At 37.5% G+C, this 24480-nt stretch carries 27 protein-coding genes; 11 read left to right on the forward strand and 16 right to left on the reverse strand.

The window, feature by feature from the left end; all coding sequences use genetic code 11:
* Positions 1–109: 109 nt before the first annotated feature.
* Positions 110–568 (reverse strand): hypothetical protein, encoded by a 459-nt coding sequence (locus RI844_RS05795; RefSeq protein ID WP_348397496.1) that lies wholly within the window; start codon positions 566–568, stop codon positions 110–112.
* Between the two features lie 272 nt (positions 569–840).
* On the opposite strand from RI844_RS05795, the gene RI844_RS05800 reads away from it, so the two are divergent.
* Positions 841–2055: an MFS transporter gene (locus RI844_RS05800; protein ID WP_348397497.1), complete on the forward strand. Its 1215-nt coding sequence runs from the start codon at positions 841–843 to the stop codon at positions 2053–2055.
* A 199-nt stretch (positions 2056–2254) separates the two neighbouring features.
* On the opposite strand, the gene RI844_RS05805 is transcribed toward RI844_RS05800, so the two are convergent.
* The 6 genes from RI844_RS05805 to RI844_RS05830 form a co-directional block, all read right to left on the reverse strand.
* Complete coding sequence (locus RI844_RS05805) at positions 2255–2509, reverse strand: cytochrome C oxidase subunit IV family protein (RefSeq protein WP_348397498.1); 255 nt, start codon at positions 2507–2509, stop codon at positions 2255–2257.
* Between the two features lie 10 nt (positions 2510–2519).
* Entirely contained in the window at positions 2520–3137 is a 618-nt protein-coding gene (locus tag RI844_RS05810) for a cytochrome c oxidase subunit 3 family protein (RefSeq protein WP_348397499.1), read from the reverse strand.
* 49 nt (positions 3138–3186) lie between these two features.
* On the reverse strand, positions 3187–4389 hold the full coding sequence (locus RI844_RS05815) for an NnrS family protein (protein ID WP_348397500.1): 1203 nt from the start codon (positions 4387–4389) through the stop codon (positions 3187–3189).
* Positions 4390–4441: 52 nt separating this feature from the next.
* Positions 4442–4885 (reverse strand): RrF2 family transcriptional regulator, encoded by a 444-nt coding sequence (locus RI844_RS05820; RefSeq protein WP_348397501.1) that lies wholly within the window; start codon positions 4883–4885, stop codon positions 4442–4444.
* A 159-nt stretch (positions 4886–5044) separates the two neighbouring features.
* Entirely contained in the window at positions 5045–5353 is a 309-nt protein-coding gene (locus RI844_RS05825) for a DUF962 domain-containing protein (protein WP_348397502.1), read from the reverse strand.
* Between the two features lie 19 nt (positions 5354–5372).
* Positions 5373–6008: a GNAT family N-acetyltransferase gene (locus RI844_RS05830; protein ID WP_348397503.1), complete on the reverse strand. Its 636-nt coding sequence runs from the start codon at positions 6006–6008 to the stop codon at positions 5373–5375.
* Positions 6009–6245: 237 nt separating this feature from the next.
* Between RI844_RS05830 and RI844_RS05835 the strand changes: the two genes are divergently transcribed.
* Positions 6246–6476 carry a DUF2789 family protein gene (locus RI844_RS05835; protein ID WP_348397504.1) on the forward strand — a complete coding sequence of 77 codons (231 nt, stop codon included), beginning with the start codon at positions 6246–6248 and terminating at the stop codon, positions 6474–6476.
* A gap of 78 nt (positions 6477–6554) precedes the next feature.
* Here RI844_RS05835 and RI844_RS05840 read toward each other — a convergent pair whose 3' ends face one another.
* Positions 6555–6926 carry a DUF3192 domain-containing protein gene (locus RI844_RS05840; protein WP_348397505.1) on the reverse strand — a complete coding sequence of 124 codons (372 nt, stop codon included), beginning with the start codon at positions 6924–6926 and terminating at the stop codon, positions 6555–6557.
* A gap of 208 nt (positions 6927–7134) precedes the next feature.
* On the opposite strand from RI844_RS05840, the gene RI844_RS05845 reads away from it, so the two are divergent.
* Positions 7135–7443: a hypothetical protein gene (locus RI844_RS05845; protein WP_348397506.1), complete on the forward strand. Its 309-nt coding sequence runs from the start codon at positions 7135–7137 to the stop codon at positions 7441–7443.
* 27 nt (positions 7444–7470) lie between these two features.
* Here the strand turns inward: RI844_RS05845 and syd are convergent, their stop codons facing one another.
* Positions 7471–8031 carry a SecY-interacting protein gene (syd, locus tag RI844_RS05850; RefSeq protein ID WP_348397507.1) on the reverse strand — a complete coding sequence of 187 codons (561 nt, stop codon included), beginning with the start codon at positions 8029–8031 and terminating at the stop codon, positions 7471–7473.
* Between the two features lie 103 nt (positions 8032–8134).
* On the opposite strand from syd, the gene queF reads away from it, so the two are divergent.
* The 5 genes from queF (at position 8135) to RI844_RS05875 (ending at position 13146) form a co-directional block, all read left to right on the forward strand.
* Entirely contained in the window at positions 8135–8986 is an 852-nt protein-coding gene (gene queF, locus RI844_RS05855; protein WP_348397508.1) for an NADPH-dependent 7-cyano-7-deazaguanine reductase QueF, read from the forward strand.
* A 231-nt stretch (positions 8987–9217) separates the two neighbouring features.
* A complete protein-coding gene (ppnN, locus tag RI844_RS05860; protein WP_348397509.1) occupies positions 9218–10567 on the forward strand; it encodes a nucleotide 5'-monophosphate nucleosidase PpnN in 1350 nt (449 codons plus the stop codon).
* A gap of 39 nt (positions 10568–10606) precedes the next feature.
* Positions 10607–11419: a flap endonuclease Xni gene (gene xni, locus RI844_RS05865; protein ID WP_348397510.1), complete on the forward strand. Its 813-nt coding sequence runs from the start codon at positions 10607–10609 to the stop codon at positions 11417–11419.
* Positions 11420–11516: 97 nt separating this feature from the next.
* Complete coding sequence (locus RI844_RS05870; protein WP_348397511.1) at positions 11517–11906, forward strand: DUF3192 domain-containing protein; 390 nt, start codon at positions 11517–11519, stop codon at positions 11904–11906.
* Between the two features lie 232 nt (positions 11907–12138).
* Entirely contained in the window at positions 12139–13146 is a 1008-nt protein-coding gene (locus RI844_RS05875) for an isocitrate dehydrogenase (protein WP_348397512.1), read from the forward strand.
* Positions 13147–13301: 155 nt separating this feature from the next.
* Here RI844_RS05875 and rlmM read toward each other — a convergent pair whose 3' ends face one another.
* Genes rlmM through RI844_RS05895 form a run of 4 tightly spaced genes read right to left on the reverse strand, consistent with a single transcriptional unit; the run spans position 13302 to position 16338 of the window.
* Positions 13302–14390: a 23S rRNA (cytidine(2498)-2'-O)-methyltransferase RlmM gene (gene rlmM, locus RI844_RS05880; protein ID WP_348397513.1), complete on the reverse strand. Its 1089-nt coding sequence runs from the start codon at positions 14388–14390 to the stop codon at positions 13302–13304.
* Positions 14390–14785 (reverse strand): DUF423 domain-containing protein, encoded by a 396-nt coding sequence (locus RI844_RS05885; protein WP_348397514.1) that lies wholly within the window; start codon positions 14783–14785, stop codon positions 14390–14392. Before RI844_RS05885 ends, rlmM begins: the two co-directional genes overlap by 1 nt.
* Positions 14786–15421, reverse strand: a complete 636-nt coding sequence (locus RI844_RS05890) for an alpha/beta family hydrolase (RefSeq protein WP_348397515.1) — start codon at positions 15419–15421, stop codon at positions 14786–14788.
* Positions 15421–16338, reverse strand: coding sequence for a transcriptional regulator GcvA (locus tag RI844_RS05895; protein WP_348397516.1), 918 nt, complete (start codon positions 16336–16338; stop codon positions 15421–15423). Before RI844_RS05895 ends, RI844_RS05890 begins: the two co-directional genes overlap by 1 nt.
* Before the next feature lie 209 nt (positions 16339–16547).
* Here RI844_RS05895 and RI844_RS05900 point away from each other — a divergent pair, with 209 nt between their 5' ends.
* The 3 genes from RI844_RS05900 (at position 16548) to RI844_RS05910 (ending at position 19046) form a co-directional block, all read left to right on the forward strand.
* A complete protein-coding gene (locus RI844_RS05900; protein WP_348397517.1) occupies positions 16548–16841 on the forward strand; it encodes a hypothetical protein in 294 nt (97 codons plus the stop codon).
* 694 nt (positions 16842–17535) lie between these two features.
* Positions 17536–18585, forward strand: coding sequence for a DUF2804 domain-containing protein (locus RI844_RS05905; RefSeq protein WP_348397518.1), 1050 nt, complete (start codon positions 17536–17538; stop codon positions 18583–18585).
* Positions 18586–18674: 89 nt separating this feature from the next.
* Positions 18675–19046 (forward strand): thiol-disulfide oxidoreductase DCC family protein, encoded by a 372-nt coding sequence (locus RI844_RS05910; protein ID WP_348397519.1) that lies wholly within the window; start codon positions 18675–18677, stop codon positions 19044–19046.
* Between the two features lie 136 nt (positions 19047–19182).
* Here RI844_RS05910 and pgi read toward each other — a convergent pair whose 3' ends face one another.
* Genes pgi through RI844_RS05925 form a run of 3 tightly spaced genes read right to left on the reverse strand, consistent with a single transcriptional unit; the run spans position 19183 to position 24305 of the window.
* Positions 19183–20826, reverse strand: a complete 1644-nt coding sequence (pgi, locus tag RI844_RS05915; RefSeq protein ID WP_348397520.1) for a glucose-6-phosphate isomerase — start codon at positions 20824–20826, stop codon at positions 19183–19185.
* Between the two features lie 53 nt (positions 20827–20879).
* Complete coding sequence (locus RI844_RS05920; protein WP_348397521.1) at positions 20880–21824, reverse strand: carbohydrate kinase family protein; 945 nt, start codon at positions 21822–21824, stop codon at positions 20880–20882.
* Between the two features lie 57 nt (positions 21825–21881).
* Entirely contained in the window at positions 21882–24305 is a 2424-nt protein-coding gene (locus RI844_RS05925; RefSeq protein ID WP_348397522.1) for a TonB-dependent receptor, read from the reverse strand.
* Between the last annotated feature and the right edge of the window lie 175 nt (positions 24306–24480).

Genomic DNA, 24480 nt, shown 5'->3' on the forward strand with positions numbered 1-24480 from the left:
GATGAAACTGGTTTATTGATCAAACTGGTCACTTTTGTCGGTAGTTAATACCAGTTTAGATGTTAACTAAGATATGGAGTAGTTAAGTTGTAGTTTATATATTCTTAAACTAATCAGCCCCTAAAATGCTATTGATTTCTTCAATATGCATTTTTATCTTGCTCAGGCAGGTGATGGTATTTTCGTCAGACATATCATTGCCTTCTAACAATACATAGCGGCCTTGATCCAAATCTGTCATGTGAGAGAAGTAGAAAGCATCCTTCCAGAACTTACATGGTGTAGGCTCGGTAATTAAGTGAGCTTTGCAAAGCTGTTGATCTTTTACATAGGGTAGGACTGCCAGTGCCTTGTGCTTGTAGACTTTGACTGAAATACCTTCAGGCCAGTGCATCAAACTAATGTCGAGATCGCATTTAATGTCAGCGTTTTCTTTTTTTAGATAAACTTTTTTAATTGAAAATGATCCTCTCCATTGAGAGAACATATCTCCAGTAAATATTTGGCTTTCTATATCATTAAATTTAATTTCAATTTGTTGAGTAATAAAGTTGATGTTATCTGACATGATGATTGTGCCCTTTACTCTGTAGGAGTTGACTATTAACTGCTTTCAATGCCGGTATGCTACTGGGACTACACGGCCATGTAAAGCCGACGCGGCGGGCTTTTTAATGAGTATTTTTTATGGCTTGATAAATATATTTGTTGTAGATGGTTGCTTTTCAACATCGCTGCCGTGTTCAGAGCATACCCGGCCTTTAGGCCGGTATTAATTTGATATTGCCCTGTTTAATTTTAATGTATGATTATCGATTTTGATGTGGGTGGTAACAAGCAGTGCAGCGCTCTATTTATACTGAAAGTAATTATCTGACCTATTTGTGTGGCAGTATATTTTCTACTCAGGGTCTTTGGATTCAACGCATGACATTGGGCTGGATGATGTGGGATCAAACTCATTCAGAAACCTGGTTAGGTATGTTGGTTTTTTTAATGTTCTTTCCAACTATATTTGTAGGTCCGTTGTTTGGCGTGATGGTAGATCGCATCAACCGTCGCCAGGCTGCTGTCGTGACCAGTGTTATACTTGCGCTGTTATCACTACTATTATCCTTATTGGTATGGCAAGAGTTAGTGAATGAGCTAATGCTGCTTATTTTTGCCTCGGGAATAGGCGTGGCCAATAGTGCCTATCAGTCGATTCGACTGTCTTTAGTGCCTGAATTGGTCAGCGTTTCGAACATGCCAAAAGCCATTGCCATCAATGCAATTTTATATAATACCTCACGTTTTATTGGGCCGGTTATAGCCGGCTTGTTGATCAAATATGAAAGTAATGCTGTTGCTTTGGCGGTGGTTTCTGCCTGCTATTTACCGTTAATTATCGTTTTATTGCTGTTAAAACTTGATAACTGCCAAAAGGCAGCTAAAACACAACAATTTACTTTTTTTATGGACATAAAGGCTGGACTGAATTACGCGCTGAATTCTGATCTGATCGTGCGTTTATTAATACTTATTACTGTATCTGCCATTTTAGGACGAGGCTTGTTAGAGATATTACCTGCAGCGGCTGATGTGCTCTACGAGCGAGGGGTGGAAGGCTTGGCCTGGTTGAACTCTGCAGCGGGGATCGGAGCTATTATTGCAGGGTTAATGTTGTCATCTTCTAGCTCAGAGCGACTGTTGATGGCCACACGTTTAGGAGTGATTACTTCCGGTTTATTGCTAATAATGTTTAGTTATACCCGTAGTTTTGAACTAGGTTTACTGATAGTGGGAGGATTAAGTTTTTGTGCCACCGTGTGCGGCGTAGGAACTCAGTCACTTATTCAATTATCAGTGGTAAGTGCTTTTAGGGGCCGGGTTATGAGTTTATGGGGTTCCATTAATATTGGTGGAGGTGCATTGGGTGGCTTGTTATTCGGCGTGCTTACCGAGTTTATGGGTTATCCCTTTACGCTCATTACTATGGGGTTAGTCAGTATTCTAATCGCCTATGTCGCTACGCGCTGTATTTTCTTGCCCGGTACACTTTCCCCAGACATATAATACCATTATGCATAAGCACTGAGTTGACTATATACTTATGCGAATTGGCATAATGATTAGCGATATTTCGAGTTGCAAATGTACGTGCTATATCCTTAAGTTAATGACACTGTAGCGGAAAAAACAGAAGTAATATTATTAATTATATTACCGCTTTATATTCAAATAAAGCAGCAACATAAATTATACAGTTACAACTTTAAAACATAGAGCTCAATATAATCAGCGATGGAAAAATGAAAAAGTAAGTACGCATCATTAGCCTTAAAAACTTGTTTGCTTCTTTTAACTCCATAAAGTGGTCAATAACCACTAACCCTTTATACATGACCGTTAATGCCACAAATGTGGTGATAAAAGCGGTTGAATCAAATCCCTCACCTAAGAGAGTATTACTGAACGTTATCGTGATTAACGCGATAAAGTAATATTCAAGTTTACCCAAACGTTTCATAAATAACTCCCTATCGCAACACGTATAACAGTGGAAAGATTAAAATCCACATTAAATCAATCATGTGCCAATAAACGGCCAATGCTTCTAATCCTGAATGCTCTTTTGCAGAATAAGCGCCACTGCGCAATCTAAAGATCACCCACAAAATGGCACAAGCGGCCCAACCTACGTGTAAAAAGTGATTGAACGTCATGTAATAATAAACGGTAAAAAATTCACTGGTTTTAGTACTGAAACCTTGCAAATCGTTCCAATAAAACTCATAGCTTTTAAATGATAGATACATACAGGCGCAGATAAAGGTATACCAAAGGTAGCGTTCACATTTTTTATAGTCGTTGCGGCGAATATTACTCATCGCTTTCGCCATAAAATAACTACTGGCCAACAAAATAACGGTGTTAATAACCCCTATTGTCGTGTTTAAGCTTAATGGTCCTGAAGCGAAGACTTCAGGGTAGTTAAATTTTGCAATAAAATAGGCGGTAAAGAAAATACCAAACTCGGTTAATTCTGAGAGTATGCCAACCCAAATAGGAATATTGCCTGGTACTCTGCCCGCTTCTTTTTCACTCCATGAACGAGGAAATATAGCCAGAGAGTTGTTTGATTCTATTGAACTCATTGTTCGTATTAACCTTTTCTAAAGATAAAATAATTCGAAGATAAACTAGTTAGTTACGTGCATTGGGCTTTGTTAAAATTGGAAAATAAAGCACCACAAAACTGCCATATGCAATCGTCCAAAGTACAACAGCGAAGTTAATAACCAAATTGTAGTTACTAAACCAATAGCTACCGAAGACCCTGATAATAACGGCTGAAATAATCGCGATAAAGGCCACAGTCATTACTTTGCTAGCAATTATTGCTCGGCCGGTATGGCCTAAGGATACTCGAGAAATCATCGATAAGATCATTGTACCCATAGCGCCAACGGTTAGGGTATGTACTGCTTGTGAATGGGTAACCGTAGCCGTTAATTCGGCCAAACCAAATAATAATAACCCTAAAGCAATGCACCAATAACTTAAATGTAGTGACCATACTAAGGGGGTTTTTAATGTTACCCATATTTTCCAACGATAAGCCCTTACAACATGCGCAGCAGCTGCGATAAAAAATATTATTGCGTTAATTAAAGCCGGTACTTTGATCAAGTTCAGGCTAATAATAAGTGCCAGCAAAGTACTAATAATGGCTATTTTTTCTAATAGTGGAATAGCGTTAACACGTGCAGTTTGAGTACCGTTTGCGGTAAACATAGGAAATACTCGCCCGCCCATAATGCACATTACTAACGTGACTAGTAATACCATGGTAGTACTGGCAGTAGTCATTAATTCTACAGAGGGCTCAATTACAGAATAATGCATAGTAATATTGGCTAATGTCATTACCAACAGGATTGGAATAAACATTAAATTACGCCAAAGCTTTACTTTAATAATGGGTCTTGCAAGTGCTACAGCTGATATTGGTAAAAACATAATATCAACAAAAGCAATAAGCCAAACAGGAACTACAGCAGGAAATAAAAATAACGCCCTACCAACCAGCCATAAACAAACTAACAAAGCCAAACTCTTGCCATGAATGCTTTGTACTCCGGTCCAATTTTGTACCGCGGTTAGTAAAAAGCCAACAATAATAGCCGCCACAAAACCAAATAACATTTCATGCGTATGCCACCAAAAAGAGCCACCATAGACGTTCAGGTTAAGATTGCCATTCAAAATAGCACTCCAAGCAAGTAAAGCTATAATGCTAAACAGTGAAGCTAATAAAAAGAATGGACGAAACGCAAGTTCGAAAAATGCCAAAGCTTGCTTTTTTGCTTTACCAGGTGAGTTATCTATATTTAATAATGTTGTCATTTTTACAGTTCCAAGAAGGATAAACTATTATAAGTTCTGTGCTTGCACTCTGTTAAGCGGCATCTATTGCTAGTATGCTTGCTAATTCAGGCTGTTTTTCAGCGCCAACTAAGTCTGCTAAAGTAAACTTGTCCAAGGTTTGATAAAAGCTTTCTTGTGCTTGTGCAAATATTTGTTTCAATTGGCAAGTTGAGGTGATCACGCACTGGTTATTTTCTCCAAAACACTCGACTAACTTGTTAGAGTGTTCAAATTCACGAACCAAAGCGCCAATATTTATTTGTTTGGCTGCAAGGTTAAGCTTAATGCCGCCATTTTTTCCTCGAGTAGCCAGCAAATATCCCCTTAGGTTTAGTTGCTGCACAATTTTCATTAAGTGATTTTTGGAAATATTATAACTTTTGGCAATGTCATTAATTGTGGCGAGTTGCTTAGAGTTAATTGCTAAATAAATTAACACTCGCAACGAATAATCTGTATATCGAGTAATATGCATTTTTAACGACCGTGAGCAAAAAATTAAAGATGCATATAGGATACACCTTTTAAGATTCATTACAAACTTAAGTTGAAATAGATAGAAGAAAGTTAATTTAGATCAAATAATTTACATCATTTAAAATGGAGGTTGGTACTTAACCCAACAAAGAAGACTTTACAGGTGTTTTTTACCACGTACAAAATCGAGCAGCATTACCCAGTCGCCAACAAAGCTATACCAGGGATATTGGAAAGTAGCAGGTTTATTTTTTTCATAAAAGAAATGCCCTACCCAAGCAAAACCGTAACCAGTAATAGGTAAAGTCCATAGAAGTAGGTATTGTTGATTGAAGATTGCATAAGCCAACATAATCAGCACCAAAACACTGCCAATGTAATGCAAATTACGACAGACAGGATTTTGATGTTGACTTAAATAAAACGGATAAAATTCCTTAAACGAATTAAATTGTTTTTGTTGCATAAGTTCTTATTTAGGTTTGTTAAGAATCTTTATAATGAACCATTAATGGGCCGGTAACATTACCCACGGTAATTTCTTTAATGGTATCGTAGTCACACTCCTTAAAGAATGCTTTGTATTTATCTGAAGTAACATAAATTGCAACACCTTCACTTTCGGTCTCATCTTCAAATACAGCATTAACCGCAGCCATTAGATAATGACCGAAACCATGGTGCTGATGTAAAGGGTGTATGGCGATAAAAGACAGTATATGAAAGCATTCCATTGGTACGGCCGCAATTATTTGCTCTTCTTTTTGGATCATTTGCTTGGTACTTACATAGCCAGCACTTAGCATCATTTTTAAGCGCCAATGCCAGAACCGGTCAGATCCAAAACCATTTGCAGGGCTGTGTAAACAAGCAACACCAACCAATGCTTCCCCAAGGTAAATACCTAATATTGGTTGTTTTGCTTGCCAGAATGCGGCTAACTCTTCACGAATAGATGCTCTGAGTTTTTGCTCATAATCACCCACACCGGAGAAAATATCGATAAACACCGGGTCATCATGATAAGCCTGATAAATAAGTGAGGCTGCAAGCTTCAGCTCTGGTGCAGTTAAATAAGCTGCTCTGATATCAACATCAGCAGCAATTTTTACATCATTCATAACTCGCCCTTTTTAACTTTTGTGTTTCAATTTTGCCAACGTATTTGTTGTTATTATTAACGCACCTTTACCACTATTTTGAGGTTTATTTTAGGTACTTTTTTTCGTTGGGAAACCACCATATCAATTAATTTGAATTTAAGTCAATTAAAGTTGTTGGTTTTTTATTCTGTTTTGTTTTACAAACAAATAATAAAGCTATACTCAAAAGACTATATAATTTAAAGAGGCTTACATATGGACTTGTCATTACATAACTTAGAGGGGCTGTTTGCCCAACTTGGCTTAGATTCAACAGAACAAGGTATTAATAATTTTATTAGTACGAATAAAGGGCTAGATGCTAATACTAGGTTAGCTGATGCAAATTTTTGGAATCAATCACAGGCGAGCTTTTTAGCTGATTCGATTCGACTAGATTCTGACTGGAGCGAGATTGTTGATGTGTTAAATGCTTTACTGCGCTAAATAAAGAATTGGCGAATATTGAAGGGAGAAATCAATAATCGCCAATAAGTACTCATTTAATTGCTATTAAATGATTTATTAAAGCTCTTTATAGGCGCTTTCACCCCAGCTAGTTAACTTTCCAGCTTTAAAGATAAGTGGTGTACATTCATCCTTGGTAGTCATACTGTCAGAGTGAACTCTATTAGTACGATAAAATAACACTTGAATTGTTTCACCACCTTTATCATAACTTTCATTAAAATCAGGAACCCCTAAATAATCTTGCGCGGCTAAATAAGCCATGCCACTTTCTAAGCGAGCAATTTTTTTACGGTTTTCATACTCTCTATCTTGATGATCAGTGACAAAGCTACCATGTTCACCATTGCCATCAGCAACAATGATACAACCGGTTAAACCTAAAGTGAGTGGAGCAATAAGCAATAATGTAGCTAAAGATTTTTTCATGACATTTTCTTCCTAAGTGTTGAAATTTATTAGTATATTAAAAGTGTTCGTTAATTTGGTTACTTGTTAAAGTTAGTAAAGCAAATACATTGCCAACTTTATAAGCCATTGTTTTATAGGAAGTTTTATTTATTACTCATATTTAGGTGATGACTTGATTAGCTAATTTCGCTACTATTTATGTAATTTAACAATATATGTACAAAAAATGAGCTCAGATCACGAAATTTACCAAATAGCCGCACAACTTGCCGCTGAAGATAAAACCCCAACCGTTGCTTTAATAAAAGCAAGACTAACTCAAAGCCTACCTCTAGCCAGAGTAATTAAAGGACTACAGGCTTGGCAGAACAACCCCAAAATTGCCGAAACGAGTAAACCTGAAGTAAAAAGGCAAAAAACAGACAATAAACGCTCTCTTACCGAGGCAGAAGTGGTGGGATTAATTAAACAGGCAATAGCTCCTCTACAAGTTGAAATAGAAGAGCTTAAAGCTAAATTAACTAAGCTCAGTTAGGGAGCAAATATAATTGGCGATTATAGCTTAGCTGTGAAATTTCAGACTATTGATGAACTCAGTTAAGCTTGGAGCAATAAACTTACTTGGCTCACAGCCCACTGGCTCTACCCAAACTTCGCCATTATTGTTTTTAATCACTAAATTGATGTCATCTTCATCAGTTACCGCAAAAAATATAGTAACTTCTTGCTTTAACTTTTGTTTCATCAAAACATGACCAATAATATTTTGCTGTAAACGCTCATAGTCATCTTTATTCCAGGCAAATAATAATTCTAAATTGCCTTCACTACAGCTTGCTGGGATTGCCTCAGAATACATTTGACTAAAGTAAGTATGAACATCTTGGTGAATACTAAAGCCAAGAGCTTGTTCAACATTTTTAAAATCTAAAGATTCATCTATTTTTACCGGCTGCCAATCAATAAAACCATTCGCATCAATAGCTCCGGTTTCACAAGGAGATGGCCAACTATCATCATGCTCAACTCTCGGTAATTTACCGGTTTGATTAATGCAATGTTGCTTGTATTGTTCAGTTAACTGACTAATAGCTAAGTCAATGCTTTGCGCTGTGGTATTCATCAGGTAAAATATGCCTTAAATTTAATTAATACTTACACATAAAATAATGCTGTTACAGCACAGTATATTATGTTGTACCTTTGAAAGTAAGCAAAAAGAGATTATGACTCACTACGACAACGCAACCGAATTAAAGTCTTTATTACTTGGAAAAAGTACTGAATACAAAAGTAATTATGCGCCAGAACTATTACAAGGCGTGCCGAGATCGTTAAATAGGGATGATTTAAACCTGCAATGCTCTTTACCCTTTTATGGGGAGGATGTTTGGTATGGTTATGAGCTTTCCTGGTTACAGCCAAATGGTAAGCCAGTAGTTGCAGTGGCCGAATTTCGCATACCTTGCACCAGTGAAAATCTAGTAGAATCAAAATCGTTCAAGTTGTATTTGAACAGTTTTAACCAAACTCACTTTGGTTCATGGCAAGATGTTGAAAATACGCTTATAAATGATTTAACTACAACGGCTAAAGCCCCAGTAAAAGTTGCATTGTTTGCTGTTGATAATTGCCCTGCTCTAGCCATTAGTAATATAGATGCGTTAAAAATAGATGACATCGACATTAGCATTGATAGCTATGACTTTGATCGTAATATTTTAGCTCAAGCTGCAGCAATGACTTCAGATAATAACGTTAGCGAATACCTTGTCAGTCACTTATTAAAATCTAATTGCTTAATAACCAATCAACCTGACTGGGGTAGCGTTTATATTACTTATACCGGTAAACAAATTAATCATTCACTTTTATTGAAATATTTAATTTCATTTCGCCAACATAATGAATTTCATGAACAGTGTGTGGAGCGTATCTACACAGATATTATGGAGTTTTGTCAACCTGAATCGCTCACGGTATTTGCTCGTTATACGCGCCGAGGTGGGCTCGACATAAACCCATTTAGAAGCAGCGAAGATATATCTGCACCGGCAAATAGAACATTAAGACAATAATATTAGAAACGAGAACAGTTATATAAGCTCATTTTTCGTTTATATAACTTCGAAAAACAAACCCGCTGTTCGTTTCTCGTTTATTGTCTCTGGTTCTTCGTTTCTCCTTATTCACCTTTTTATCTGCTTATTTATAGACTACAATCAAACTATAGACATCAAACTCCTGGGCTAAGTTATTATTTTCCTTAATAAAAATTTTAATTATCTGATGTAATTTTGAGGTAGCTTATGCAAATTGAATTAAATCCTGTAGGCAATATGTGCCTACTTTCCCCTCTTGAGGTCGATCAACTCCAGCACTCCGCTAATAGCGAACTTTATCAACTTTACCGTAATTGCTCCCTTGCGGTATTAAACGTTGGAAGTACGACTGATGATGCCGAAGCAATTTATGAAACATACAAAGACTTTAATATACAGGTATTAAAACGCGAACGAGGGGTGAAATTACGATTAATTAATCCCCCTGATCACGCCTTTGTCGATGGTAAAATAATCAAAGGTATTCAAGAACAGTTATCGGCTGTTTTACGTGATATTTTATTTATTTCAACACGATATTTAGCTACCCCACCACCCCGGTCTTCAGATCTGATAACGCACATTGTTTTTGACATTTTTCGGAATGCCGGGGCGATCAAACTTGATAGCGAGCCAGGTGTTATAACCTGCTGGGGCGGGCACTCGATAAAGCATGAAGAATATAAATACACCAAAAATACTGGCTATCAACTTGGCTTGCGTAATATAAATATATGCACAGGTTGTGGTCCTGGAGCAATGAAAGGCCCGATGAAAGGAGCAACCTTTGGTCATGCTAAACAGCGTAGCGGCATTGGCCGTTATATAGGGTTAACTGAGCCAAGTATTATTGCTGCAGAGCCGCCAAATACCATAGTAAATGAATTGGTGATCATGCCAGATATTGAAAAACGCCTAGAAGCTTTCGTACGCTTAAGCCATGGCTTAATTATTTTTCCTGGAGGGGCAGGAACCGCAGAAGAGTTGCTGTTTGTATTGGGAATTTTACTACACCCAGAAAATAAACTGCAAAAATTGCCTATAGTCCTCACCGGTCCAAAAGACGCAGAACAATACTTTAATGCGTTAGATACTTTCATTGGTGAAATTTTAGGCGCTGATGCACAGCAACTTTATACCATTATTATTGATGATAGCGAAGAAGTGGCTAAGTATTTAAAAGAGCAAATAAGTTCAGTAATAAGCTATCGTAAAGCGGTTGGCGACGCCTATCACTATAATTGGACTTTAGAAATAGAGGCTCAATTTCAACAACCGTTCGAGCCCAATCATGAAAATATGGCTCAAATAAGCCTACATAATGATTTACCTGTAAATGAACTTGCAGCCAATTTACGAAAAATATTTTCCGGAATTGTCGCTGGCAATGTAAAACCTGAATGGGTTAAAAACATCCGTAAAAATGGCCCATATGAAATATCTGGTGACAAAGAAATTATGACTCACATGGATAACCTGTTATCATCTTTTGTTAAGCAGGGACGGATGAAATTACAGGGCGAATATACGCCTTGTTATAAAATCGTTTCAGAGTGATTCATATAAACGATGCAAGTAAAATAATAAATATAAACGATGCAAGCTCACTTAGTTCTTATTGATGCCATGAACTTGATCCGCAGAATATATGCGGCTCAAGAACGGTTGTACCCGTTAAATGGCGATTTATCTGATAAAACCAAACAACAAATTATTCATAATACCAAGACGGCGGCGACTAAAGCCCTGCAAAAAATCATTCAAGAGCACGAGCCTAGCCATGCTCTAGCGGTATTTGACTGCCAAGGCTTATGTTGGCGTTATAAGGTATTTCCCGAATATAAAAAAGGTCGCAAGAAAATGCCTGAGCACTTAAAAGATAGTTTGTCTGCAATGCAAGACAGTTTTCTAGCATTAGGCGTTGATTCATTAGAATCAGAGCAAGATGAAGCCGATGACTTAATTGCAACTTTAGCGGTAAAAATGGCGCTTAAAGGCCAAAATACCACCATCATATCTACTGACAAAGGTTTTTTACCCCTACTTGGCCATCACGTACAAGTGTATGATTATTTCAAAAAACGTTATTTTGATGATGAATATGTGCAACAAAAGTTCAATGTAAAAACAACGCAGCTTATCGATTTCTGGACATTAACGGGTGATACCACCAATAAGATCCCTGGTGTTGCCGGCATTGGGCAAGTTATCGCGTCTCAGTTATTAAATACTTACGGCTCTTTAAAAGCAATACTTGCGGCTACAGACTTGAAAAAATCAATTGCCAAAAAGTTTGCTGATACGGAGTTACAATTTGAACTAAGTCAACAACTGCTTAATTTGAAAAAAGATATTCCTTTAGGATTTAACCTTAAAGATATTCGCTTACATAATGATTCAGTAAATTAAAAAATTTGTTACAATTTTTTAACCATGTATCTTATAGATACTTTATAATAAATTTTTATCATTTTTAAAATAGAACCTCGACGTTTCAAGGACTGTTATGAACACCAAAGTTGCTTCTCGTATTGCTATCGCAGTTATTATTTACGCTATTTTTGCTGCGGCGGTAATGTATTTTTATAAAGATACTCCGGTAAAAATGGAATGGGATGAGCGCGAGGGCTTCAACCGCCAGTACATAGCTAAATTAAAACTGGATAGTGCCAACCTAGATAAAATCATTCTTGATATAGGTAGCCCAGATTTAACTGAAGCTAAAAAAGTTTCCACCGGTAATTATCAAGTTATGTTTTTTCGAACTCAACATAAGCATTCTGATGGCATAACAACTCAAGATGAATGCACGCCGTTATTATTTAAAGATGATGTATTAGTTGGCATCGGTGCAAGCGCATATTCAGATTATAAAGAGCTAAAAGCGATTGAGTAACCTCCTTGCAGCGTTTGAATAAAGTAGCATAAACTTAAAACTTCGTCGAAAACACCCTATACTTTAGTCTAATTATAGCTATTATCGGTCAAAACATCGACACATGTAAGTAAAGTAACTGGCTATGAAAGCATAGCCATGATATAAAAACGCCACACCTCACTGGCGTTTTTTTATGCTCGCAGTTTATTACAAACGTTATTTTTAGCACATTTTTTAATAGGTAAACTCTATGACTCAGCAAACTATTACCGTTATTCCTGGCGATGGCATTGGCCCAAGTATTATCGATGCTTGTATTAAAGTATTAGATAAAGCTGGTTGTAACTTTAATTACGAGTATGCGGATGCAGGTTTAGCCGCTTATGAAAAGCACGGCGAACTGGTTCCACAAAAAACGTTAAACCTTATTGAAAAAAATAAGATCAGCCTTAAAGGCCCTCTTACCACACCTGTAGGTGAAGGTTTTACTTCAATCAACGTTACCCTTCGTAAAAAATTCAAATTATACGCTAATTTGCGTCCGGTGATTTCTTTCAAAGGTACTCGTGCACGTTATGAGAATATTGACATTTTAACTATTCGAGAAAACACTGAAGGTATGTATTCTGGCCTTGGCCAAACAGTATCTGCCGATGGTGAAACAGCTGAAGCATTGAGTTTGGTTACTCGTGAAGGTGCTGAACGAATCGTTGAATTTGCTTACCAAACGGCAATAAAAGAAGGCCGTAAAAAAGTTACTGCGGTGCATAAAGCCAACATATTGAAATCTACGTCAGGTTTATTTTTAAAAGTCGCTCGTGAAGTAGCTAGCCGATACCCTGAAATTGAGTCAACAGAAATGATTGTTGATAACTGCTGTATGCAATTAGTAATGAATCCCGAGCAATTTGACGTAATAGTAACAACTAACCTGTTCGGTGATATTTTGTCTGATTTGTGTGCGGGTTTAGTTGGCGGTTTAGGCATGGCCCCTGGTGCTAACATTGGCCAAGACTGTGCTATTTTTGAAGCTGTTCATGGCAGTGCACCTGATATTGCAGGTAAAAATTTAGCCAACCCAACATCTGTGATTTTAGCGGCTATTCAAATGCTTGAATACATGGGGAAGAACGATAAAGCGGCATTAATCCGCAATGCAATTACTGATGTGATAGAGTCTGGGGATAGAACAACTCGTGATTTAGGTGGCGAGCATGGAACCACAGACTTTACCGAAGCGTTGTTAGAGCGGTTATAAAACAAAGGAGCCGAAGGCTCCTTTGTTTTATCGAGAAACGAGAGCGTTTAATTCACTTCTAGAAACGAAAAGCTAATATTGTTTTAAATCATGTCTAATGACAATACTAGACCAACGTTCTTCGTTTCTCGTTTCTTGTAATCTCGTTTCTTGAACTACTTATTACCTAACACACGTAAATGCACGGTTACTTCTTCACGATCGTAATATAAATGCTTGGCATACATTTCATACCAAATGCTATTTTCAGATAACGTGTCCTTTATGATCTGCAAGTTTTTCATTACTAGCTGATAACGCCCGGCTGTTGGCGGCAGCTTTAAATTAAACATAGCTTCTTTACAATCCCCCTCTACTACCCAATCAGCCATTAATTTGGCAACTTTGGTTGGGTTTTCAATCATGTCGCACACTAACCAGTAATTATTCTTTTTGCGCGGGCGCCATTTAAAGCCATCTTGCTGATAATGCTTAACTTGCCCAGTTTGCATCAAGGCATCATCCATAGGCCCGTTATCAACAGCTTTAACCATCATGCCGCGACGAACCAATTGATAAGTCCAGCCCCCCGGAGCCGAGCCTAAATCAACAGCATTTAAACCACCCGCCAGACGTTCTTCATGTTCTTCTTTTGGAATAAAGTATAAAAATGCTTCATCAAGTTTTAATGTAGAGCGACTTGGCGATGCACCGGGAAATTTTAGTCTATGTATACCCATCACATGCTCTGAAGAGTTTGATACATAAGAATACCCTAACTGCACTTGTTGACCAGACATGAATAATGCATGTAAAATTGTTGCGCCGCGTGAGTCATTACCCTGCTCTTTAGCAGCCAGTACACCGGATTTGCGTAAACTTTGTCTAAGCGGTACCGATAATTTTCGAATGAATTTAGACAACTCTTTACCATCATTGGTATCAGGTGTTTCCATACGAATTTCTTCATAATGAAAATCTTTACCTAACACTTCACTTATTGCCTCAACCCGATTAAATGCGGGCAGTTCAACTTCGTCACCTAAGGTTACAAACCACTGGCGGGCAAAAATTAATCGAGCTAATGGCAGCTTTTGAATTAACTTGTCAGCATCTGCACTTTCATGAACATGAAAATAAACCAAGCCTTGGTTCTTACATACTTTGATGTAACCATAAACTTCATTCCATGCAGCTTTTTCTTGAATTTCAGCGCCACATTCTTTTTCAAAACCTGGTCGACAATAAAGGACTATCGCGGTCATTAATCTTTATTTCCTATTATGTTAGTTCTTGCCTTTGCTCCAGCTAAACCAAGAACTATCCAACCTAAAGCAAATGCTATCCCGCCCATTGGGGTCAGTTTGGAGAGCATTCCTATAGGTAAAAATGTTTTAAATATAATTAAGCCACAAAAGCTTAATAAACCAAAGCCAAACAAACTTGCTGCATATTGGCAGAATTTATGCTGAGTTTGATTAAATAAAAGCACAGCAATAAAAATTGCAATGCTGTGAATAAATGCAAAAAGTAATGCGGTTTCTAAATTACTTACCTGCTGTAAGGATAGCTTATCTCCGGCATGAGACAACCATGCAGACAGCAAAACGCAAGCGGCGGCTATTATGCCAGAAAATGTAGATAAAATACGCATTAACATTTAACTTTGTTCCTTTATAAAGGTTTTTATTAAATTAGCTGCGCTAATTTTATGCTGTAAGTGGGTAAAACCAGACTTTACCCTAGGTTTTAAATCATGATCGCCGTCTGCAACATAATGAACATGTATATTAGTTGGCAATGCATAATCACTTATTTCATCTTGGTTGCCTAATGCATCTCTGTCACCTTGTACAATAAGTACTTGTTTATTAGCTTGCTGGAGTGGTTCTAACCTTAACTTTTCAGGTTTTTTCTGTGGATGAAATGGATAACCAATACATACTATGCCTTTTACTTTATCTTCATTAGCCACCATGGCGGCAACTCTTGACCCCATAGATTTACCGCCAATAAATAACGGTAATTGTACAGCGTATTGTTTAATACGGTTAATGTAACTTTCTTTTAAAATATCCATTTTTCCTGGCGGACGGCGTTTACCATCAACTAGCCGTTGTTGCATATATGGAAAATTAAAACGGATCACATTTATATGTCGCTCATTTAACAACTGAGTAAATTCAGTCATAAAATCACTATCCATATTAGCTCCGGCGCCGTGAGCAAAAATTAACGTTGCTATAGCATCGTCTGCTGTATTCATTTGAATTGACAAGTCATCTACTACTGCCATTAGTTTAATTCTCCGTTGTCTATAGCATCTTCTTCATCAGCAATGGTGTTTAGTACCCATTGGCGAAATTGACTTATTCTGCCAGTATCAAGTTGCTCATCTCTACAGACGATATAAAAGGCATCTTGGTTCACTAATACCTGTGCAAATGGGGCAACTAAACGGCCTGCTTCAATATCCGGTTTTGCCAATATATTATTTACCAAAGCCACACCTTGGCCATGAATTGCCGCTTGCATCACTAATGCAGAGTGACTAAATATTGGTCCTTGATTAAGATTACTGGTTTGAGTATTAATACTTTTAAACCAGCGCTTCCAATCTTTTCTCGATGAATCGTGCAATAAAGTATGATCATTTAAATCCGATGCCTTAATGATCGGCTTTGCACTAGTCAACAAACCTGGTGAACACACTGGCGTTAAATATTCAGTTAATATTTTATCCGCAACCACATTCGGCCATGGTCCACGGCCATAATAAAATGCAATATCAACATTACTGGTAAGCGTATCATCATCGTTATCAACCGCTTTGATTCGAACATCAATATCAGGATGATGTTTATTAAAGTCAGTTAAACGGGGCACTAACCATTGAATTGCCAAGCTTGGTTGGATAGATACGGTTATCGCACCCTTCTCACTTTTAGCTAATAATTTTTGTGTGGCTTCGTGTAAGGAGACAAAAATATCTTTTATATCTAAAAAGTAAGATTGACCCTCCTCGGTGAGCAACAAGGCTCTGTTTTTACGCATAAACAGTTTTAAACCAAGATGAGACTCTAGCGATTTTATTTGATGCGAAATTGCCGCTTGAGTTACAAATAATTCAGCAGACGCTTTAGTAAAGCTTAACAGCCGAGCAGATGCTTCAAATGCTTTAAGTGCGTTTAGTGGCGGAAGTCGAGTCGACATAAATTAAATAATCTTTTTATTCATTATATTTTCTAATGCGATTATATACCCTTTATCATTCAAAGTGCAGGCTTTCAAAGGGAGCTACGTAAACCTAAAGCTATATTAGTCTTTGCATTACAAACTATTACATTAGTAAACAATCCATTACTTGTTAAATTAATGTTGCACTGGTCTAATAACACCATATTAATTACGAGGCTTAAGTCATGAAAAAGAACACAAATACTATTATCGCTATTGCAACTGCTGCTTTATTACCATTTTTTGCTTTTAATGCTGCTGCTAATGAAGACCGTGCTGTTACTCACACACAAGCACAACAAATTAGAATCGCCGCAATTAGTGTTGAAAATGATTTAGAAGCAATGCGTTTAGAAATGAACGAAGAGCAAAATTTAGAAGTTGTCGCAATGACGCAACTTAACGAAGAGCAAATTGATCTTGAAGTTGAAGAAGATCTTGAAAGCAACGAAGAATATCAAGAGTTAATTGCAGACTAATTAATCTCTGTCTGATAAATATAAGCGCCAATGTAAATTGGCGCTTTTTTTTGCCTTAATGTTTTCTCTATTAAGTATTAGCAACCCAAGCTAAAAAACATTTTTTATCGTTCAAGTTATTAAATTTCAATAACTGTGAACTATTTTTATCTGTCACCACAATATTGTGTTTATTGACAGAGATTGATTGTATCGGTGATTTAATTGAATAAACCGTACCATTATATGTATATGACATAATAAAACTCTTTTAATTTGCGCAATACCTGAAGGTATATCTGCGCATGAATAGAAAAGCTTTTTGTCGTTTGAACTTGGTAGTAATTGTTATAGCAATAATTTGCTATAAAAAACGACGGTTATAACTTTAAAAATGTATAACCAACAGTTTGTATCGATTTATATTTTCGATCGATAACTCAGACAACGATTAAGCTTTATGTTTTGCGTGATGACTGACTGTGAAAGGGAAAGGCATAACAATAATTATCGCAATAGATAATTGGTTAAATAAACAAGATGGGAATAGTTAACGGCGCTACTTTATCGGCATATGTATAAAAAGTAAACATTTATTTTTCAACCGCTATTTCCAGTACTAATTTACTGGTATATAAACTGAAATTTACCAGCTTTCAATTACTGTTTTTCCAAGGTAAAGTGAGCAATGCATTAACCACTAGAGACAATACGCATGGACGCCAGCAATAATCGCCAACCAAATTGCTTAATGAATAGCTCAGGATCGCCTTTGTTTGGTCAGTTTGATGCGCCAGTTGAACATTTAGCCGTTGAGCAATTCTGTTATTTCAACAGTATGGATAAACCGGCAAGCAAACTCAGTAAGTATTTAAGCTATAAACAATTTCAATTTGTCAGTATTAATACCGGAAAATTTATTATTGGTGCCGCCATTGCCGATATCCGTTATCTGGGTAGCGGCTTTGTCTATGTTTTTGATCGCGCAAATAACACTATGGTTGAACAAAGCTGGTTAAGGCCACCAGGCATAGGTTATAAAACCAGCGAATCACCTAGCAACGGGCAAGCATCAATAGGCTCTGCAGCAAATCATATAGCAATTACCATTGCACAAGGCCGTTGGCAGTTACGGATTAATACCGATACTATTTCAGCCAATCTATTCTTTACGTCTGCTGCTAACAGTCTGCCATTAGCTATGTGCAGTCCAACAAGTTACAGCGGCTGGACTTACACCCAAAAACACAATACTTTAACCGTAGATGGTCAGCTTAGCATTAATCAACAAGCACAAGACTTAAGCCAAGCGTTGGCCGGTTATGACTTTTCAGCAGGCTTTATGCGCAGGGAAACCAGTTGGCGTTGGGCAAGTATTAATAGCCATATTGGCAACAGCGTTTTCGGTCTTAATTTGGCGGCTGGCGTTAATGAAACTGGCAGTAGTGAAAATGTATTTTGGCTTGATGGACAACGTCATTACTTACCCATTGTTCAGTTTAAATTTACGCGCCAACGTAATAGCAAACTAAACACTCAACCTTGGCACATTACGAGTACTCCTATAAATGGTCAGCCTGCTCAGGTAGATTTAACATTTACCCCGATAAACAGCCGTGAAGAACGACTTAATCTTTGGTTATTGAAAAGTAACTTTCGTCAGTACATTGGCCACTATAACGGTTTAGTTCGTGACAGCGCAGGCAATGAAACCATTATTAACAATATATTAGGATTAAGCGAAGATCATTTCGCCCGCTGGTAGAATATAGCACTCTTTATTTTTTAAACATTAACATACTTGTTTGATATGATGTTTATACTCTTAAAATGAATGTGGCCGTTGTTGATGATATGAAAAATGATAAACAGTTTATCACGGTATTTTATGATGCCGACTGCCCTGAATGTGTAACAGATAGGCGATTTTATGAACGTCTTGCTGGTCAAGGTGGCAAACAAGTAAAATGGCTAGACATTACCGGGCAAGATGACTACCTAAAAAGCTTGGGGATAGATCCTCTCAAAGCTCTTACAGAGCTTCATGTGCAACTTGCCAATGGCAAAATCTTATCTGAACTTGATGCCTATATTATATTAATGAATCGGGTTTGGTTACTTAAATCCGTCGCTTGGTTAATATCATTAACATTTATCCGCCCTTATTTGGCTAGATGGTATCATGCAAGAGTTGAAAAACGCTTGAAAGCAACGGGTCGGCTTTAACTTTGTTTAAAGTTAAGTATATTAAGTAATGATGATTTCAGGTTTCTCTAGTATTTTCCAGAAAATTGAAACCAAAGGCGCTTTCGCGCCTTTTATACCAAGCGGATTAAACTTAAACTAGATCTAAAACTTTCTTTTATCTACCTTTACATTTGTAATAATTTATTAAACCAGTTGTTGAGCTGTCTCTGTTGTCTAGCTCAGTATTAGTTTTTAAGGCATCAAGAATGTTAATTGCTAAGCCTTTCCCTAGTTCAACGCCCCATTGATCGAAAGAACATATTTGCAATAAAATACCCTGGCTAAATATTTTATGCTCATAAAGTGCTATTAAGCTACCTAATGATTTGGCAGAAATTTGATCTAATAAAATAGCATTAGTTGGTCGATTACCTTTATGTACCTTATGCGGTGCAACTTTATCTATGTATTCTTGTGTCCTGCCCTTGGCTTTTAAATCTTCACGAACCTGTTGTTCATTTACACCACTCATTAACGCTTCCATTTGAGCAAAAAAATTAGCCATTAAAGTGTCATGATGGCCTTGCACTGATGTTATGGATTTAACCGAACCGATAAAATCTGCTGGAACCACGTTATTGCTTTGATGTAAATATTGATAGAAAGCATGTTGACCATTTATACCTATTTCACCCCAAATAGATGGGACCGTAGAATACCCAACTTCTTCACCATACCAATTTACTGATTTACCATTACTTTCCATTTCTGCTTGTTGTAAATATGCGGTTAATTTATGCAACGGTTGATCGTAAGGTAAAATAGCTTGCGATTGCGAACCTAAAAATGTGCAATTCCATAAGCTAAGCAGTGCCATTATAACCGGTGCATTTTCTTCTAAAGGTGCATTTTTAAAGTGTAGATCAATTTCGTGAGCACCTTCGAGTAGCTCAATAAATTTATCAAACCCTAAATCTAATGCAATCGGTAATCCAATCGCCGACCATAAAGAAAAGCGTCCTCCAACCCAATCCCAGATGTCGAAGATGTTTTCATTATCAATACCAAAATTACCGGCATTCTCTTTATTAGCAGAAACAGCAACAAAATGTTTGCTTACCGCCGTTTGATCAAATGCAGCAGAAACTAGCCAATTCATAGCAGTATTGGCATTAGTCATAGTTTCTGTAGTGGTAAAGGTTTTACTCGAAATAATAAACAATGTTCGTTCAGGATCTAAAGGACGTAATACATCGGCAATTTGGTTACCGTCAACATTAGATACATAATGAACGTTAACACTATTATCACTGTATTGTTTTAATGCTTCGGTAACCATCTGCGGCCCTAGATTTGAGCCTCCAACGCCGATATTTACAACATCTTTAATACGCTTACCAGAATAGCCTAACCATTGCCCCATACGCACTTTTTCAGTAAATGCTTTAATTTGGATAAGAGCTTGATTAACTTTATCAGTCAAATTTTCACCGTCCAATATAAACGGTTTGGTCGAGCGGTCACGAAGGGCAACATGCAGTACACTTCGATCTTCGGTGGTATTAATGCGCTCGCCATTGAACATTTTTTCACGCCATTGTTCCAACTGGCAATCACGAGCAAGCGTAAAAAGACCTTTCATCGTCCTTTCGGTGATTAGATTTTTTGAATAATCGAATAAAAATGCCGGTACTTTTAATGAAAAATCATTGAACCGCTCAGTATTTTCTGAAAATAAATCTTTAATATTCTGTTTTTTCATATCTTTGGCATGAATCAATAATTCTTGCCAACTTTTAAGGTTTTGTCGAAATTGCATGGTTTTCCTGGAGTTATAAGTACAAAAATTTTAAACAGTTAACATCGTATGAACTAGACCTCATCTAATCTAGGCAATGCTGAAAATGCGCCTTTTTGTTGACATGTATGTGCCCCACATTTCGCGGCGAATAACGTGGCGCTGATTATTTTATCAAGATCAAATAAGGTAGCTTGTAAAGAGTTGAATTCGCTTTGTTGGGTCAACGAATAAATAAAACCGGCAAGAAAGCTATCGCCAGCCGCAGTGGTATCAACCGCCTTGATCACGGGCACCTCGACATAACTTGAAAATGTTTGAGAGACCAGATGAACTTTATCTGCGCCGTTGGTGACAATAATAAGCTTTACCTTTAACGATAACAGGCGTTCTATATATTGCTGATAAGTTAACTTATATTGCTCAGCTAAATAGACAGCCTCTTCTTTACTCAATTTAATTAAGTCACTGTGGTTAATTAAATGCTCTACTCTCGATGGTAATTGTTCAAGGTCTGCCCACAACTGCGGCCTTAAATTTACATCAAAACTGATGATGCTGTTTTGCTCTCGGGCATTTTCAACAGCAAAAATAGTATTTTCATGCATTTCATCACTGGTTAATGTATTTGAACAAAAATGAAATATGTCAATATCTTGCCAGTTGATGCTGTCAATTTGTGTTGTTGCATACTTGGTATCAGCCGTATCATTTCGGTAAAAAGTAAAAGAACGCTCACCTTCGCTATCCAATGAAACTAACACCAATGCGGTGTTCGCTGATTCAATATTCTGCACATAATCAAGTTTAACCCCTTCCTCTTCTAATGAATGTCGAAGAAATTTGCCGAAGTTGTCTGTACTTATGCCACCTGAAAAATAACTTTCGCCCCCCAGCCTGGCATAGGCAACGGCAACATTGGCTGGAGCCCCTCCTGCCATGGGACTGTAGCTAGACAAGTCAGTATTATTTGGCAAGAAATCAACAACGACTTCGCCATAGCTCATTAATGAAAACATAAGGCCCCTTATAAAAAAAGCCCATGACCATGGGCTTGTTATTGATAAAAATGTTATTTAAAACTCATATTTAAGAGTCACACTGCTGGTTCTACCATTAATGGTTCTTGCTCTGATAATGTCATTGGCTGGAATACTGCCTTCTTCAGCCTCAGTAATACCAACTTCATCAAATACATTATTGATATTTAAAGCAACGCTGAATGTATCGGATAAGTAATATTGGGCAAAAGCATTTACTTGAGTATAGCCTTCAAATTCAAGAGCATCAGTGGCACCTTGATCACCGCCATCTTGTGCATAAGCCTCGGTTGTACCAATAAAGCTTAAGCCTATCGAACCTTGCTCAAAGTTATAACGAGTAATTAATGAATAAACTAAATCGGCTTGTCTTCTTGGGGTATTGCCCACTGAACCTGGGTTAACACCATCTTTGGTGATTTCAGCATCAGTCCAGGTAAGGTTTCCGCGAATATCAAAATCGCCGTAGTAAAACGAACTCTCTAGCTCTATTCCTTTAGCTTCATAGACACGGTCAAAAAATTTCTGACTTGTTGCTTCAAAGTTTTGCTCTTCAGTTTCAGCAAAGAAACCGGTAGCAAATACTGATAAGTTTTCCCTGCGGTATTTAACGCCTACTTCATATTGATCAACTTCATCTACAGCATCTTCATCAGCAACAGAACCATCGCTAGCAATTTTACCAAAGGCTAATCTATCAGCATTTGCTGTGCCACCATGGCTGACGCGACCGAAAAGGGCTAAATCGTTATTCAACATGTAGTTCGCACCAACAGAATACGAGGTGTAGTCCCAATCGTAATCGACTATCGAAGGATTCGCATTGTTAACCGAAGATACACTCATCTCTGCGGGTGAAATATTGCCATCTCGATTCATATCAATTTGAGATTGAACTGCGCCGGCATAAGTACCCGTTGCCTCGCCACTATCGTATCGAACACTGGCATCAAACACTAAGTCGCCAAAGTTTGATGTAATTGCGATATATGGCGCTGTAACATCATATTCCAAATCATAGTTTCGGGTACAACAATTACCCCAATATGGCACACCGTAGGCATACAATCCGTTTTCAGAAAAACTACTACCATCGGCGGCAGCAACGTTAACGAGCGCAGCATTGTCACCTTGAACCTCTAATAGGTATGAATTCCACAACCATGATTGTTCAATATTTTGGTATGATTTGTAGTACCCGAAGGTGATATTGGTATTATCAAATGATTTAGTGATTTTCAGATCATTAACGCTGAAATCTAAATTACTCATTTCTACATCAAAAGTATGAACACGCATTAAATTTTCAGCCGTATACGCAGCCCCGCTTTGTGCCCCATTTGCGTAAGTTAGAGTTGCATCTGTTCCGGCGATGCTGTCAGCAATACTTTGGCTATCGCCAACTTCAGCTGGGAAAGGAGAAGTAAAACTTCCTTTGGTGCTTGATGTTCTGAAGCGGTTTTCAATAGACCAATTATTACCTAAATCAAAAACGGCTTCAAAACCAATAGAATCAACTGTTGGGTGCATGCCATCACGCATATCTGAACGACGTAAATTGCCATCACCATCAGTAGTTAATAGCGAAGTAAAATTTGCTGAATGGGTGGTATCGGCTATCGCATCAAAGCCTGATAACGAATCACCGTTTGATTTCATCGGCATAGGTAAATAGCCTATAGTTTTATCGTCTAGGTGCTTGTAATAAACTCGAACATAACCATCATCAAACTCTTTGGTTAAATTGGCTTTTATTTGGCCACCTTTATTACCTGTATAGCCAGATTCTCTAGGGCCTTCACCCTGACGAATAAATCCTCCGAGATGAAAGTACATACTGTCACTTATTTCACCGCCAAATTCAAAGTCTGTGCGGGTAGTGTCATAATCGAGGCCGATAGTTGTTGAGATACTGCCAGAATCAGATTCGCCTGTTTTACTGATAATATTAATTATCCCACCTGGCGCATTAGTGGCTAATGTAGATGCTGACCCACCTCGAATAGATTCAATGGATGCCATAGTGCTGTCTAATCGAAGAAAGATATCCGCATTGCCAAAAGCGATATCTCCGAATTGTAAAATTGGTAAGCCATCTTCTTGAAGCTGTAAGAATTTAGCGCCACCAGCCGCAACAGGCAAGCCACGTACAGCAATATTTGCATTCCCTTCTCCCCCTGAAGACTCTGAACGTATGCCAGGGATTGATCTAAAAGCCTCTGCCGTACTTCTAGGGGTAGTCACTTCAACTTGATCCGCAGTTAAACTGCTTACCGATACACTCGACGCCATAACCGTAGTTCCTTTGGCTACACCGGTAACAATAATCCGTTCAAAGTCGATACCTTTGTCATTCTCGGCATCGGTTTGATTTTGATCGGCTTCTGCTGCGTACAAATTTGTACACACCGCCAAAGATAATGCGCTTAGTAAAAACTTTTTAAAGTTAACATCTTTCATTTTTCGCCCCATTGTTATTTATAGTATATTTCAAATCATCATTTTTTAATAATGACAAACAATCAACTTAATCGATTAAGTTAATAATTAACAAAAAATTAACAAAAAGCAAGTTTTTTATTTTTATTGATCTTAAAAATTGCTCTATTTTGTTGTAAACAAGATGATTTAATTG

The organism is Thalassotalea fonticola, assembly GCF_032911225.1.
Taxonomy (GTDB): Bacteria; Pseudomonadota; Gammaproteobacteria; order Enterobacterales; family Alteromonadaceae; genus Thalassotalea_A; species Thalassotalea_A fonticola.

What these genes read in the sequence shown, in the direction of transcription:
- RI844_RS05795 (WP_348397496.1), bottom strand. Translation starts at nt 568, where the DNA reads ATGTCAGATAACATCAACTTTATTACTCAACAAATTGAAATTAAATTT.
- RI844_RS05805 (WP_348397498.1), bottom strand. Translation starts at nt 2,509, where the DNA reads ATGAAACGTTTGGGTAAACTTGAATATTACTTTATCGCGTTAATCACG.
- RI844_RS05810 (WP_348397499.1), bottom strand. Translation starts at nt 3,137, where the DNA reads ATGAGTTCAATAGAATCAAACAACTCTCTGGCTATATTTCCTCGTTCA.
- RI844_RS05815 (WP_348397500.1), bottom strand. Translation starts at nt 4,389, where the DNA reads ATGACAACATTATTAAATATAGATAACTCACCTGGTAAAGCAAAAAAG.
- RI844_RS05820 (WP_348397501.1), bottom strand. Translation starts at nt 4,885, where the DNA reads ATGCATATTACTCGATATACAGATTATTCGTTGCGAGTGTTAATTTAT.
- RI844_RS05825 (WP_348397502.1), bottom strand. Translation starts at nt 5,353, where the DNA reads ATGCAACAAAAACAATTTAATTCGTTTAAGGAATTTTATCCGTTTTAT.
- RI844_RS05830 (WP_348397503.1), bottom strand. Translation starts at nt 6,008, where the DNA reads ATGAATGATGTAAAAATTGCTGCTGATGTTGATATCAGAGCAGCTTAT.
- RI844_RS05835 (WP_348397504.1), top strand. Translation starts at nt 6,246, where the DNA reads ATGGACTTGTCATTACATAACTTAGAGGGGCTGTTTGCCCAACTTGGC.
- RI844_RS05840 (WP_348397505.1), bottom strand. Translation starts at nt 6,926, where the DNA reads ATGAAAAAATCTTTAGCTACATTATTGCTTATTGCTCCACTCACTTTA.
- RI844_RS05845 (WP_348397506.1), top strand. Translation starts at nt 7,135, where the DNA reads ATGAGCTCAGATCACGAAATTTACCAAATAGCCGCACAACTTGCCGCT.
- syd (WP_348397507.1), bottom strand. Translation starts at nt 8,031, where the DNA reads ATGAATACCACAGCGCAAAGCATTGACTTAGCTATTAGTCAGTTAACT.
- queF (WP_348397508.1), top strand. Translation starts at nt 8,135, where the DNA reads ATGACTCACTACGACAACGCAACCGAATTAAAGTCTTTATTACTTGGA.
- ppnN (WP_348397509.1), top strand. Translation starts at nt 9,218, where the DNA reads ATGCAAATTGAATTAAATCCTGTAGGCAATATGTGCCTACTTTCCCCT.
- xni (WP_348397510.1), top strand. Translation starts at nt 10,607, where the DNA reads ATGCAAGCTCACTTAGTTCTTATTGATGCCATGAACTTGATCCGCAGA.
- RI844_RS05870 (WP_348397511.1), top strand. Translation starts at nt 11,517, where the DNA reads ATGAACACCAAAGTTGCTTCTCGTATTGCTATCGCAGTTATTATTTAC.
- RI844_RS05875 (WP_348397512.1), top strand. Translation starts at nt 12,139, where the DNA reads ATGACTCAGCAAACTATTACCGTTATTCCTGGCGATGGCATTGGCCCA.
- rlmM (WP_348397513.1), bottom strand. Translation starts at nt 14,390, where the DNA reads ATGACCGCGATAGTCCTTTATTGTCGACCAGGTTTTGAAAAAGAATGT.
- RI844_RS05885 (WP_348397514.1), bottom strand. Translation starts at nt 14,785, where the DNA reads ATGTTAATGCGTATTTTATCTACATTTTCTGGCATAATAGCCGCCGCT.
- RI844_RS05890 (WP_348397515.1), bottom strand. Translation starts at nt 15,421, where the DNA reads ATGGCAGTAGTAGATGACTTGTCAATTCAAATGAATACAGCAGACGAT.
- RI844_RS05895 (WP_348397516.1), bottom strand. Translation starts at nt 16,338, where the DNA reads ATGTCGACTCGACTTCCGCCACTAAACGCACTTAAAGCATTTGAAGCA.
- RI844_RS05900 (WP_348397517.1), top strand. Translation starts at nt 16,548, where the DNA reads ATGAAAAAGAACACAAATACTATTATCGCTATTGCAACTGCTGCTTTA.
- RI844_RS05905 (WP_348397518.1), top strand. Translation starts at nt 17,536, where the DNA reads ATGGACGCCAGCAATAATCGCCAACCAAATTGCTTAATGAATAGCTCA.
- RI844_RS05910 (WP_348397519.1), top strand. Translation starts at nt 18,675, where the DNA reads ATGAAAAATGATAAACAGTTTATCACGGTATTTTATGATGCCGACTGC.
- pgi (WP_348397520.1), bottom strand. Translation starts at nt 20,826, where the DNA reads ATGCAATTTCGACAAAACCTTAAAAGTTGGCAAGAATTATTGATTCAT.
- RI844_RS05920 (WP_348397521.1), bottom strand. Translation starts at nt 21,824, where the DNA reads ATGTTTTCATTAATGAGCTATGGCGAAGTCGTTGTTGATTTCTTGCCA.
- RI844_RS05925 (WP_348397522.1), bottom strand. Translation starts at nt 24,305, where the DNA reads ATGAAAGATGTTAACTTTAAAAAGTTTTTACTAAGCGCATTATCTTTG.